The 12,690-nt window shown below is 68.7% G+C and carries 11 protein-coding genes, 2 tRNA genes, 1 other RNA gene and 1 riboswitch; of the genes, 9 read left to right on the forward strand and 5 right to left on the reverse strand.

All coding sequences use genetic code 11. The annotated features are described in order from the left end of the window. Positions 1-219: 219 nt before the first annotated feature. The 6 genes from HCH03_RS14840 to HCH03_RS14865 all read left to right on the forward strand — a co-directional run bounded on the left by HCH03_RS14840 (position 220) and on the right by HCH03_RS14865 (position 5,888). Entirely contained in the window at positions 220-1,629 is a 1,410-nt protein-coding gene (locus HCH03_RS14840) for a CCA tRNA nucleotidyltransferase (RefSeq protein ID WP_246600067.1), read from the forward strand. A 117-nt stretch (positions 1,630-1,746) separates the two neighbouring features. Continuing rightward, positions 1,747-2,514 carry a CDGSH iron-sulfur domain-containing protein gene (locus HCH03_RS14845; protein ID WP_221690117.1) on the forward strand — a complete coding sequence of 256 codons (768 nt, stop codon included), beginning with the start codon at positions 1,747-1,749 and terminating at the stop codon, positions 2,512-2,514. 246 nt (positions 2,515-2,760) lie between these two features. Next, positions 2,761-2,834, forward strand: a tRNA-Gln gene (locus HCH03_RS14850). Between the two features lie 31 nt (positions 2,835-2,865). Further along, positions 2,866-2,942, forward strand: a tRNA-Glu gene (locus HCH03_RS14855). A 67-nt stretch (positions 2,943-3,009) separates the two neighbouring features. After that, positions 3,010-4,143 (forward strand): MBL fold metallo-hydrolase, encoded by a 1,134-nt coding sequence (locus HCH03_RS14860; RefSeq protein WP_246600068.1) that lies wholly within the window; start codon positions 3,010-3,012, stop codon positions 4,141-4,143. A gap of 101 nt (positions 4,144-4,244) precedes the next feature. After that, positions 4,245-5,888: an amidohydrolase gene (locus tag HCH03_RS14865; RefSeq protein ID WP_221690118.1), complete on the forward strand. Its 1,644-nt coding sequence runs from the start codon at positions 4,245-4,247 to the stop codon at positions 5,886-5,888. A 302-nt stretch (positions 5,889-6,190) separates the two neighbouring features. Here the strand turns inward: HCH03_RS14865 and thiD are convergent, their stop codons facing one another. The 3 genes from thiD to thiC all read right to left on the reverse strand — a co-directional run bounded on the left by thiD (position 6,191) and on the right by thiC (position 9,251). Continuing rightward, entirely contained in the window at positions 6,191-6,976 is a 786-nt protein-coding gene (gene thiD, locus HCH03_RS14870; RefSeq protein ID WP_221690119.1) for a bifunctional hydroxymethylpyrimidine kinase/phosphomethylpyrimidine kinase, read from the reverse strand. A gap of 2 nt (positions 6,977-6,978) precedes the next feature. Then, complete coding sequence (locus HCH03_RS14875; protein WP_221690120.1) at positions 6,979-7,581, reverse strand: cysteine hydrolase family protein; 603 nt, start codon at positions 7,579-7,581, stop codon at positions 6,979-6,981. Between the two features lie 329 nt (positions 7,582-7,910). Beyond that, positions 7,911-9,251: a phosphomethylpyrimidine synthase ThiC gene (gene thiC / locus HCH03_RS14880; RefSeq protein ID WP_221690121.1), complete on the reverse strand. Its 1,341-nt coding sequence runs from the start codon at positions 9,249-9,251 to the stop codon at positions 7,911-7,913. Further along, positions 9,240-9,365: riboswitch (TPP riboswitch) on the reverse strand. It overlaps the preceding gene by 12 nt. 170 nt (positions 9,366-9,535) lie before the next feature. On the opposite strand from thiC, the gene HCH03_RS14885 reads away from it, so the two are divergent. Next, complete coding sequence (locus tag HCH03_RS14885) at positions 9,536-9,880, forward strand: GIY-YIG nuclease family protein (protein WP_221690122.1); 345 nt, start codon at positions 9,536-9,538, stop codon at positions 9,878-9,880. Positions 9,881-10,260: 380 nt separating this feature from the next. Here HCH03_RS14885 and HCH03_RS14890 read toward each other — a convergent pair whose 3' ends face one another. Next, the gene (locus HCH03_RS14890) at positions 10,261-10,893 is read right to left on the reverse strand and encodes a thiamine diphosphokinase (RefSeq protein ID WP_221690123.1); all 633 of its coding nucleotides are present in this window, start codon (positions 10,891-10,893) and stop codon (positions 10,261-10,263) included. Then, on the reverse strand, positions 10,894-11,448 hold the full coding sequence (locus HCH03_RS14895) for a GNAT family N-acetyltransferase (protein WP_080145088.1): 555 nt from the start codon (positions 11,446-11,448) through the stop codon (positions 10,894-10,896). It abuts the gene before it with no gap. 169 nt (positions 11,449-11,617) lie between these two features. Between HCH03_RS14895 and rnpB the strand changes: the two genes are divergently transcribed. Both rnpB and HCH03_RS14905 read left to right on the forward strand, forming a co-directional pair. Further along, positions 11,618-11,958, forward strand: an RNA gene (rnpB, locus tag HCH03_RS14900) — RNase P RNA component class A. Between the two features lie 30 nt (positions 11,959-11,988). Beyond that, entirely contained in the window at positions 11,989-12,684 is a 696-nt protein-coding gene (locus HCH03_RS14905) for an aspartate/glutamate racemase family protein (protein ID WP_221690124.1), read from the forward strand. Positions 12,685-12,690 lie beyond the last annotated feature (6 nt).

Consider the following 12,690-nt stretch of genomic DNA (forward strand, 5'->3'; position numbering starts at 1 on the left):
GGGTCGGGTCGGGTCGGGTCGGGTCGGGTCGGGTCGGGTCGGGTCGGGTCGGGTCGGGTCGGGTCGGGTCGGGTCGGGTCGGCCTTCGATCGCGCAACGAAACCCCTACCCCGCCGACACGGGGGAACCAACCGGAGCCGATTCCCCTATACTATATAGTGCAAAAGGAAACGGCAGGGTCCGCCCGACGGAAGGACGGCGCAGCGGAAAGGCGGCGGCATGGAGGGACGCATGCAACGAAGCGACGAGCTGATCGACGCGATAGCGCTGCCCCCGCATGCGGCGCGCGCCCTTTCCGTGCTCGAGGAGGCCGGCTACGAGGCATGGTGCGTGGGCGGGTTCGTGCGCGACGCGCTGCTCGGGCGCCCATGCGCCGACGTGGACATCGCGACCGACGCCCCGTGGCGCGACGTGCAGCGCGCCTTCGAGGCAGCGGGCTGGCGCACGCACGAGACGGGAACGGCCCACGGCACGCTCACCGTCGTCGACGAAGGCGAGGCCCTGGAGATAACCACCTACCGCGCCGACGGCGCCTACACGGATGCGCGACACCCCGAAGCCGTCTCGTTCGTGCGCACCATCGAGGAGGACCTGGCCCGCCGCGACTTCACCGTGAACGCGCTGGCCTACCACACTGCACGCGGGATCCTCGACCCGTACGGGGGCAGGGCGGATCTGGAGGCGCGCACGATACGCGCCGTGGGCGACCCCGCCAAGCGCTTCTCCGAAGACGCCCTGCGCATCCTGCGCGCGTGCCGGTTCGCCTCCCAACTGGGGTTCGGCATAGACGCGGACACCTATGCCGGCATGATGGCGAACAAGAACCAGCTTCTGCGCATCTCGGCGGAGCGCGTGACGCACGAGCTGGAGTGCCTGCTGCTGGGCGAGCACGTGCGCGAGGCGCTCATGGGAACGGTCGACGTGCTGGCGGCGGTGCTGCCGGAGCTGGTGGCGTGCAAGGGGTTCGAGCAGCGCACGCCGTACCATATATACGACGTGCTCGAGCACACGGCGCGCGTCGTGCAGGGCACGCCGCCCTACCCGCTCGTGCGCTGGGCCGCGCTCTTCCACGACACGGGCAAGCCGGCCGCGTTCTTCCAAGACCCCGAGGGCACGGGGCACTTCTACGGCCACGCGAAGATCAGCGTGCGGCTCGCCCAATGCGCCATGGGAAGGCTCGCGCTCTCGCCGGCCTTCGTCGGGCGGGTGCTGACGCTCGTGAGGTATCACGACGACGTCGTCGAGCCGACCTCGAAATCGGTGAAGCGGGCGCTTGCCCGCCTCGGCGGCGACGTGGAGCTGTTCCGCGCGCTCTGCGACCTGAAGCGCGGCGACGCGCTCGCCCAGGCGCCGCAGTGCGCGGGACGGGTGGCGTTGGCCGACGAGCTGGACGCGGTGCTCGACGGCGTGCTGGAAGCGGACGAGGCGTTCACCCTGAAGAAGCTGGGCGTCGACGGGCGCGACGCCATGGCGGCGGGGATCCCGCAAGGGCCGGACGTGGGCGCGGCGCTCGCGGCGGCGCTCGACGCCGTGATCGACGAGCGCGTGCCGAACGAGCGCGGCGCCCTGCTCGCGTTCCTGGACGCGTGGCGCGCTGGGCTGGCCGCGGATTGCGCTGAAAACGTGTAGATTGCCTGACAGCTTGCCTTCCCGCGCGCAACGACCGCTCGCGAAGGCGCCGAACCGGGGCGCTCTTTCCCTATACTTCTGGAGAAATCCGCAAGCCCGAGAAGGAAGCGAGGCGCCATGGCAACGATGACCCAGGAACGCACCCAGCGCGAGACGAGCCGCGAGGCGCAGCCGGAAACGAGCCCCCAGCCGAACCCCGACGCCGCACCGTCGATGAGCATCACCGTGACGGAGGACGGCCCCTACGTGGTGAAGGGCTCCGTGCCGCTGCTGGAAGAGGTCATCACGCCGGTCGACGGGCACTACGAGTACCGCGTGCGCCGCGCGTTCCCCGCTGCGCAAACGTACGCGCTCTGCCGCTGCGGGCGCACGACGACGCCTCCGTTCTGCGACGGCTCCCATGCGGCCGCAGGGTTCTCGGGCGCCGAGACGGCCAGCCGCGCGCCGTTCGAGGAGCGCGCCGACGTGTATCCCGGCGAGGGCGTCACGCTGCTCGACGACAACCGGTGCGCCTTCGCCCGGTTCTGCCATCGCGAGGACGGCGACGTGTGGACCCTCACCGAGCTCTCGGGCGACGAGCGGCTGGAGCGCGAGGCCGTCAAGGCGTCGTCGGACTGCCCGGCGGGACGCCTGGTGCACTACGACACCGACGACGGCACGGTTCGCGAACCGCCGCACAACCCCGCGATCTCGCTGCTGGAAGACCCCGAGAAAGACGTGAGCGGGCCGCTGTTCGTGCGCGGGGGCGTTCCGCTCGTCGGGGCGGACGGCACCGCCTACGAGATGAGGAACCGCTACGCGCTCTGCCGCTGCGGCGCGTCGCGCAACAAGCCTTTCTGCGACGCCATGCACGTGAACGTGAGGTTCTTGGACGGACTCGACTAGGCGGGGCTCGGGCGAGGATCGTCCTCGGTTGCAGAGATCCTTCGACTGCGGCCTTCGGCTCGCCGCTTCGCGGCGCCGCCCTCAACCTGTACCGCGCGGTGCGCGAACGCCGCGCAGGATCGCGACTTCGAGATTTTCCAAAAAAGTGTGCTTTGGGGTCTTGACGAAGGGCAACGCTCCCCGTAATATATGCACTCGCGCTTGCGTCTCGCGGTCAACACCCCGGGATGTGCATCGGTAAGCCGATGGGGTGTCGTCTAATGGCAGGACAGCGGTTTCTGGTACCGTATGTGAGGGTTCGACTCCTTCCACCCCAGCCATTTTTACGGTATACTGCACAGCGCACGATGTGGCTCCGTCGTCTAGCGGTTTAGGACGCCGCCCTCTCAAGGCGGAGGTCGCCGGTTCGAATCCGGTCGGAGCTACCAAGAACTTGCAGGCCGGGGCTGATGCCCCGGCCTTTTTGCTATTTCACCCCGAAGAGACGGAGGCCGCATGGATCGAACGAACGCGAACGGCACCGAAGCAGCCGCGGGCACGGGATTTTTCGACGACGTGGTCGAAGAGATGGGAGGGGCGGCCGAAGAAGCGCTTCCCGGCATCGACGCGACGACGACCCGGGCGTGCCTGGCGGCCCCCTTCGGCGTGCCGGTGGAGCTGTTCCCCGACCTGTACCTGGTGCGCGTCCCGCTGCCGCACAACCCCCTGAAGGCGCTCAACTCCTACCTGGTGCTCTCCGACGACCGCACCACGATCGTCGACGTGGGCTTCAACCACCCCGCCTGCGAGGAGGCGCTCGACCGGGCGCTTGCCGCGCTCGGTCGCACCTGGGACGGCGTGGAGATCGTGCTGACGCACTCGCACCCCGACCACACGGGCAACCTCGACCGCATCTACCGCGACGGCATGGCCGTGCTCGCGAACCTCCACTCGTTCCAAGAGGTGGAGAACCTGCAGGACATGGAGGCGCACGTGTTCGATCCCCTGCTGCTGAAGGCGGCCACGCCGCATCAAAGCGGCCTGTGCTTCGAGAAGGGCAAGCCCACCCTGCACGTGTCCGCCGAGCTGCTGCCGCTGAAGAACCAGCCGGCCGTGACGTTCTTGCGCGAGGGCGACGTGCACCGCGCCGGCCCCTACGCGTTCGAGGTGCTGGAGACGCCGGGGCACGACCCGTGGCACATCTGCCTGTACGAGCCCTCCCTCAAGGCGCTGATCGCGGGCGACCACGTGCTGGAGCGCATCACGCCGTCCATCGCCTCGTGGTTTCCCGCCTACAACGCGCTCGAGGAGTTCCTGGCGAGTTTGGGCAAGGTGCGCGACCTGGACGTCGCGCGCGTGCTGCCCGCTCACGGCGCCATGTTCGGCGACCTGCGCGGGCGCGTCATGCAGCTCATCGGGCACCACGAGGACCGTTTGCAGGAGATCTACGACCTGGTGGCCCAAGGGCACGACGACATCGTGTCCATCTCGTCCCACGCGAAATGGCGCTACGACAACTGGCGCGAATGGCCGCTCGACCAGAAGTTCTTCTCGATGGGCGAGACGATGGCCCATCTGATATACCTGGTCTGCGAAGGTAAGCTGAAGCAGACCATCTGCGGCGACGAGTACCGCTTCGAACTGCCGTAGCCGAGCGGGCTCGAGCGCGGAACGGGAGCCGGGCGCACAGGCGGCCGGACGGGCTTCTCGCCCGTCCGGCGAAGGCGGGCCGAGGGAAAAGGAGCGTATCCATGCATATCGACCTGATCATCGAAAGCGAGCGCGTGTTCACGGGAACGGGCGGGACGGCGGGCCCCGGCGCCGTGGCCGTCTCCGGCGACCGGATCGCGGCCGTCGGGCCGCGCGACGACGTGCGGGCGCTGGCGCGCGAGGCCCGCGACGGCAGTGCGGCGCCCGAAGTGCGCGACTTCGGCGACGCGCTCGTGGTGCCGGGCTTCCACGACTCGCACCTGCACTTCTTCCACTCGGCGGTGTACTCCTCCCCCTTGGCCGCCATGTTCCTGGGCGAGAGCGAAACGGACTGCGTGGCGCGCATGCGCGCGTTCGCCGCCGGCCGCGCGGACGGCTGGCTGCTGGCGCAGGGGTGGCGCGAGTACCGCTGGGACCCTCCCCTGCTGCCGTCGAAGCGCTCGCTCGACGAGGCGTTCCCCGAGCGTCCCGTGGCGCTGTACTCGGGCGACGCGCACACGCTGTGGCTGAACTCGTGCGCCCTGCGCGAATTGGGGCTTGCCCGCGACAGCGTGCCGCCCGCCGGCGGCTCCTACGACCGCGACGAGCACGGCGAGCTCACGGGCATCGTGCGCGAGGCGGCCGCCATGGAGCTCATGCCGAAGATCATGGGGGCTTTCACGGACGCCGAGGTGACGAGCGCGTACCGGGGTTTTCTGGCGCAGCTGGCCGAGAACGGCGTGACGAGCGTGTGCGACCTGTCGCTCATGGCCCATCCCGGACTCGACTTCATCCGCGACGACGTGCACGCGGCGCTGCTCGCGTCCGGCGAGCTGACGGCGCGCGTGCACCTGTTCCCCACCCTGCTGGAGGACATGGGCAGGTTCGAGGGCATGCGGGAGCGCTACACCGGGCCGCTTTTGCAGGCGCCCGGGTTCAAGCAGTTCTTCGACGGCGTGTCGAGCCAGCACACGGCCTGGGTGACCGAGCCCTACGCGAACGCCCGCGCGGCGGGCGACTGCGGGCGGCCCACGGTGGATCCGGAGGCCATGCGCTCCCTCGTGCTGGCGGCGGCCGCGAAGGGCTACCCCGTGCGCATCCACACCATCGGCGACGCGGCCATCCACGCCGCGCTCGACATCTTCGAGGAGGCCCGCGCGACCTACGGGGCGCTGCCCGAGGGGCGGCGCAACTGCTTGGAGCACCTGGAGAACTTCCTGCCGGAGGATCTGGAGCGCCTGAGCGCGCTGCAGGTGGTGGCGGCCGTGCAGCCGCCGCACATGACGCTCGACCCCGGCGGCCCCGAGCGCGACCTGGGGCCCGAGCGCGTGCCGTTCATGTGGCCCTTCCGCACCCTGCTCGACCACAACGCCGTGCTGGCCTTCGGCACCGACTCGCCCGTGGTGGGCGTGAACTCGATGGACGTGCTGTACAGTGCCGTGACCCGGCAGGACCCCGCGACGCACGAGCCGGCCGGCGGCTGGCTGCCAAAGGAGCGTATCGGGATGGCGGAGGCCCTGCGCGCCTACACGCAGGGCAGCGCGGCCGCGGCCGGAAGGCGGCGCGAGCTGGGCACGCTGGAGGCGGGCATGTTGGCCGACGTGACCGTGCTCGACCGCGACCTGCTGGCGTGCGCGCCCGAGGACATCCAGAAGACACGCGTGCTGGCCACCTTCACGGGCGGACGGTGCGTGTTCGAGCGGTAGGGCTCGAGCAGGTTGAGAGGCAGGCGAGCGAAACGCCGCTTGCCATGCGGCCGCAGGCCGCATAACGAACGCGCAGGTCGGCCGCGCGGAAGCGGAGCGAACCGCGCTTCGCGCGCAAGCGCGAAAACTGCCGCCCAGGTTGGCGCTAGTAAGCCAGCGAGGGCGGCTGTGGTGCCCGAGATCGTGGGGATGGCGGGGGCGAAGCGTACTTCGGTACGCGAGCCTCCGGCATCGCCGCGAGGTCGGGTGCCACGGACGGCCGCAGCGTCGAGGGGTTCCGGCGGCCGACAGGTCGACGGAACCTAGTATTCCCACATGTGATCTAAGGGCCCGCTGCCCTTCCCCAGGTCCAATCCCGAGGCCAGGGCGCCGCGCACGTAGTCCTTGGCGCTGCGCACGGCCTGCTCCACCGACCAGCCGCGCGCGAGACCGCAGGCGATGGCCGAGGAGAGCGAGCAGCCCGTGCCGTGCGTGTTCCGCGTGTCGATGCGCGGGGCGCGCAGCCAGAGCGCCGACGCCTCGGCGTCCGCCGCGAGCACGTCGTCGGCCCGCTCGGTGCCGTGGCCGCCCTTCACGAGCGCCGCGCCGCGCACCTGGACGGCCAGCCGCCGCGCCGCGCGCTCCATCGAGGCGTCGTCCTCGACCGCGAACCCGCAGAGCACCTCGGCCTCGGGCATGTTCGGCGTGGCCACGTCCGCGAGCGGCAGCAGGCGCCGCACGAGCGCCTCGACCGCGTCCTCGTCGATGAGCCGCGCCCCGCTCGTGGCCACCATGACGGGATCGACCACGACGTTGCGCGCCTCGTGCCTTTCGAGCGCGTCGGCCACCGCCTCGATGATGGCCGCCGACGACACCATACCCACCTTCACCGCTGCGGGGCGGATGTCGTCGAACACGGCGTCGATCTGCGCCGTCACGAACGCCGGGTCGACGTCGAGCACGCCGAACACGCCCGTGGTGTTCTGCGCCGTGAGGGCCGTGACGGCGGTTTCGGCGAACAGACGATGCGCGGCGATGGTCTTGATGTCGGCCTGGATGCCCGCGCCGCCGCTGGAATCCGAGCCCGCGATGCTCAGCACAGCCTCCATGGCTACCCCTCCAAAAACGCGACGGCTTCGCGCGTTGGCACGACTTTCGCGGCATAGCACGTCTCCATGTAGGCGAGGCCCTCGTCCTGATCGCCCACGAGGAACGTGAGCGTGGCATCGCCCGCCACCACGATGCGGAAGTTGTTGAAGTACGCGTCGGCCACCGTGTGGCGCACGCAGATGTTCGTGTCCATCCCGATGCACAACAGGGTGTCGACGCCCAGCTCGTCGAGCAGCAGGCGCAGGCCCGTTTGGAAGAAGCCGCTGTAGCGGCGCTTGTCCACCACGTAGTCGCCCTCGCCGCACTTGAGCTGCGGTGACGGCTGGGCCTGCGGCGTGCCCGCCAAACCGTGCTCGCCCCACAGCTCGAGCTCGCGATCGAGCCCCAGAATGTGGGCGTCGTTCGTGAACACCACCGGCACGCCCGCGCCGCGCGCCGCATCGCACAGGCGCGCCGCGTTCTCCACCACGGGGAGCATGGCCTCGCGCAGGGGCGACGGCAGCGCGGTCGGATCGCCCAAGACGTCGATGACGAGCAAGGCGCAACGCCCCTTGTCGAGGTCGGCCAGCTCGAACGCGTTCTTGTTCAGTTCGTCTCCAAGCATCGTGTCTCCTTCACCGTAGCCCGAGGCCCTTTGCAGACCCCGGCATCCGACTGTCCCGTCGATCATACCGGAAACCGCCCCCAACCGCCAAAAGCACGCCCAAGCAACGCAACCGCCGCATTCCCGCAGACGGCCGCCCTTCCTCTCACCAAGCCCGACCAAGCACATCACTCCCCGGTTGAGCTCTTCTCAACCGGAATAACGCAGGCGGCGGGCGCGGGGGCGTCCACCAAGCGAGTTCCGCACGAGCCAAACGCCCCCTGCGGGGCGTTTGTGCGAGCCAGGACTGCCGAGCGACTGGACGCCCCCGCGCTCGCCGCCGGACAGGTTTACTGCAGGTTGAGGTCCACCGTCAACCCGTCCATGATGCGATTGACGGTGCGCATGGCGCACATCTTGCCGCACATGGTGCACGTGCCGTCGTTCGACGGCGGGGCGCTGTCGAAGTAGCGGCGAGCTTTGACAGGATCGAGCGCCTCGGCGAACATGCCCTCCCAGTCCACGCGGCGCCGCGCGTCGCTCATGCGGTTGTCGCGGTCGCGCGCACCGGGCACGCCCTTGGCGATGTCGGCCGCGTGCGCCGCGATGAGCGTGGCCACGAGGCCCTCGCGCACATCGTCGGCGTCGGGCAGGCGCAGGTGCTCGGCCGGCGTGACGTAGCACAGGAAGTCAGCGCCCGACGACGCCGCGATCGCCCCGCCAATGGCGGCCGTGATGTGGTCGTAGCCCGGCGCGATGTCGGTGACGAGCGGCCCCAGCACATAGAACGGCGCGTCGTGGCACAAGCGCTTCTCCAGCTTCATGTTGGCGGCGATCTCGTCGAGCGCCATGTGGCCGGGACCCTCCACCATCACCTGCACGCCCGCGTCCCACGCGCGGCGCGTGAGCTTGCCGATCTCGATGAGCTCGGCGATCTGCCCCGCGTCGGAGGCGTCGTAGGTGGAGCCGGGGCGCATGGCGTCGCCGATGCTGATGGTGACGTCGTGCTCGTGCAGGATGGCCAGCACGTCGTCGTAGAACTCGTAGAACGGGTTCTCGTTGCCGGTGGCCTCCATCCACGCGAACAGAAGCGAGCCGCCGCGGCTCACGATGTTCGTGAGGCGGCCCGTCTCGCGGAACGACTCGATGGTGCGCCGGTTCATGCCGGCGTGGATGGTGACGAAGTCCACGCCGTCCTCGGCGTGCGCGCGCACGACGTCGAGGAAGTCCTCCGCCGTGATGTCCACCAGGGCCTTCTCCAAATAGCCGATGGCGTCGTACATGGGCACGGTGCCGATCATGACCGGCGATTTCTCGATAAGGCGCGTGCGGAAGGCCCGCGTCTTGCCGCTGTTCGACAGGTCCATGATAGCGTGCGCGGCCAGCTCGAGCGCCACGTCCACCTTCTTCCACTCCTCGGCCTCGTCGGCGAGGTCGCCCGATATCCCCAGGTTCACGTTGACCTTCGTGCTCAGTCCTCCGCCCACGCCCTCGGGCGAGAGACTTTCGTGGTGGACGTTCGCGGGAATGGCGATGCGCCCGGCGGCCACCCCCTCGCGCACGGACTCGGGGTCGCGGCCCTCCTTGTTCGCGACGGCGCGCATGGCCGGCGTGACGATGCCGGCGCGTGCGCAGTCGATTTGCGTGACGGGTTCAGGTTGGCCTTGCGGCGCGGCGCTGATCTGCGTCATGGAACTCCCTTCGTTGGCATTACCCATGTCAGGTTCCTCGGGTCGAAGCGTGATCGGCGCTTCCTCTCAGCCTGCCCGGTCGCGACGCGGCTGCAAGCTCCCCGGTATGTGGACCGCCCGGATGGGCGGCGCGGCACGCATGCGGTGCCGTATCGGGCGATTATACCGCCCCGCCCTGCGACGAGCGGGCCGAATCCGCCAGCGCGCTCTACGAACCGTCGATTGCGCGCGGAAACGGAATCGCCGACAATGGAGGAAAACGGACGCGACGGCAAGGACGAGCCATGGACCCGCAACGGAAAAAGCAGCTCAAGCAGGAGTACAGCGAGCGCAAGCCCCTCATGGGCGTGATGGAGATGCGCTGCCGAGCGACCGGCGAGAGCTTCCTCATAGCCACGAACGACCTGCACGCGACCGAGAACGGCCTGATCGCGCGCTTCGACGGCGGCAGCCACCCCAACAAGCGCCTGCAGGCGCTCTGGAACGAGCACGGACGCGAAGGGTTCTCGTTCGAGCTGGTCGAGGAGCTGGAGCACGACGACGCGCGCGAGGACTACGCGGAGGAGCTACGGGAATTGCTGGAGTTGTACCTGGAGGAGCACCCCGGGACGGCGCGCGTCTGGCGTTGAGGAGCGCGGGCGGCAAAGCCGAGGGAGGAGCAGGGAGGTCGCGTTTTCGCGCTGGCGCGCGAACGGGCGCTCTGGAGAGCGCCCCTACGGGATCTACCTGCCAAGCAGGATGTTCGCACATGGAAGCTTGAAAACGCCTGCATCGCGACCAAAGCAACAGCGCGCTGGATCAGACCGCGCGGAAGCGAAGCGGCCCGCGCTTCGCGCGCCAGCGCGAAAACAGCCGTCCAGGTTGGCGCTAGTAAGTCAGCGAGAAGGGCCGTGGTGCCGAAGATCGTGGGGATGGCGGAAGCGAAGCGTACTTCGGTACGCGAGCTTCCGTCAGCGCCGCGAGATTCGGTGCCACGGCCCTTCGCAGCGTCGAGCCTATCCTTTGCCCGTCAGGGCAAAGGATAAAAGACGTACAGCGTGCCCTCTTCCACCGCGATGCGCGCCGGACGGCCGATGAGCTCGTTGGAGACGCCGCGGGACGTGCGGTTGGAGAGGTCCTCGTCGTCGAGGGAGTACAACATGCCCGTCTCTATCACGCCGCGCGCGCGATCGTTGGCCGAGAACACCGACACGGTGCCCGACTCCATAACGGGCAGATCGAGCACGTCGGGGCCTGTGAGCAGGCGCAGCGCGCTATCGACTCCCACGGCGGTCACATAGTAGTCCTGCTCGGAGAACTTGGCGAACAGCTGGAGGTTCGCGACGGTGTGGTCGAGCCGCCCGCCCAGGGCGGCGTACACCACCAAATCGTCGTAGTCCCAGGCCACCGCCTTTTCCAGCGCCAGCTCCATGTCGCTTTTGTCCTTCTTCACGGGAAAGCGCGACACGCGCCGGCATTTCGGCTGGTAGCCGAGCGAGTCGAAGTCGCCCACCGCCATGTCGGGCTTCACGTCGAGCTCCTCCAAGTAGGCGAAGCCGGCGTCGACGGCGATCACGAACTCGAACATGCCCGCGTCGTAGCGGGCCTTGAAATCCTCGGCGTTGAATTCGGGCGATGCCCCCACGAGCGCGCACGTCGCCATCTACCTCGCCCCTTCCGCTCCGTCGGCGGCCGCGACCACACCGGCCCTCGATCCGCCCGCATCCGCCGGCGCCTGCGCGGCGAGCGCGGAGAGCGCTTCGCCCTCTAGCCGATGGAGGACCAAGGGGTCCACCCGCGCCGCGCCGAGGCGTTCGTAGAACGCGAGGCCCCCCTCGTTCGTGTCGCGGCAGTGCCACGAGAGGCGCTCGTAGCCCCGCTCCTCGCAAAGCGCGGCCAGCCGAGCCATGAGCGCGCGGCCCGTGCCGCCGCCCCGGTACGCCTCCTCCACGAACAGGTCTTCCAAATACACGCCGCAGGCGCCCTTCCAGGTGGAGAACGTACGGCAGAAAACAGCGCACCCCACCACGCCGCGGTCCGGATGCACGGCGACCAGAGCCTCGCCCGCCCCCTTGTCGAACATGCCCCGCTCGATATCCTCGGCCGTGGCGGCCACTTCGCCCTCCCGGCCCATATCGGCTGCCAGCGCCTTCGTCAACCTCAGCAGGTCGGCCGCATCCTCGCGCTCAGCGAAGCGTATGGTGAGTTCTTCGTTCATGGTGCTCCTTGCCTTCCCGCAGATGCGGGTTTCGGTTGCAACCGCCGTCGCGTTTCGCGCCTGCGGCAGCCTGCCCGTCCAACCAGCCGCATGCGGGCCGTTCCGGTTTTTCGCGCTGCTTCGCGTTTCGCGGGCGCGCGCTGCGTTCGGTTTGCTAGAATACCATATGCGAGCGGGCCAGACGATCGCGCACCTCGGTGTGAGGAAAGTCCGGGCTCCGCAGGGCAGGATGCCAGCTAACGGCTGGGCGGGGCGACCCGACGGAAAGTGCCACAGAAAAGAAAACTCCCCCGGCTCGTCTGGGAGAAAAGCTGAAACGGTGCGGTAAGAGCGCACCAGCGCGTCGGCAACGGCGCGGCTTGGAAAACCCCATCCGGAGCAAGCGCAAATAGGAACGCGACACGGTGGCCCGCCGTACGTTCGGGTTGCGTGCTTGAGGCGTGCGGCGACGCACGTTCGAGATAAATGGTCGTCCAACGACAGAACCCGGCTTATCGGCCCGCTCGCATCTACCTGTCGCAACGAACGCGAGGAGGCCGCATGGCGAAACTCGGCATGGTCGGCGGCACCGGCCCTGAGTCGACGGTGCTCTACTACCGCGAGATAGCATCCCGCTACCAGAAGCGCCACCCCGAAGGGGCCTTTCCCGAACTCGCCATCGACACCGTGAACATGTACGAGATGTTGGGCTATTGTCGAAGCGGGGACTTCGATCGGCTGGAAGCCTATCTGATGGAAGCCGTGCGCAACCTGGAAGCGGCGCGGACGGACTTCATCGTCCTGACGGCGAATGTGCCCCATGTCGTGTTCGATCGGCTGCAGAAGCGGGCGCACGTCCCCATGCTGAGCATCCTCGAACCCACCTGCCGCGAAATCGCAAAACAAGGGCTGCGGCGCGTAGCCCTTCTGGGCACGGGTTTCACGATGGAGCAGCCTTACTTCAAGACCGTGTTCGCCGCGCACGGCATCGACGCGATCGCGCCCGACGCCGGCGAACGAAAAGCCGTCGACGGCATCATCGCCCACGAGCTGGAATTCGGCGTGGTGAAGGACGAGTCGAAAGCCTTCGTCGATCGCGTGATCGAACGACTCGTTGACGACGAGGACGCCCAAGGCGTCGTGTTGGGCTGCACCGAGCTTCCCCTGATGTACGCGCACGCCGAGCTTCCCGTTCCCGCCTTCGACACCATGCAGCTGCACCTCGACGGCATCGTCGACCGGATGCTCGAGGACTAGTCGAAG

It is taken from the genome of Gordonibacter massiliensis (ex Traore et al. 2017), from assembly GCF_019731765.1.
Taxonomy (GTDB): Bacteria; Actinomycetota; Coriobacteriia; order Coriobacteriales; family Eggerthellaceae; genus Gordonibacter; species Gordonibacter massiliensis.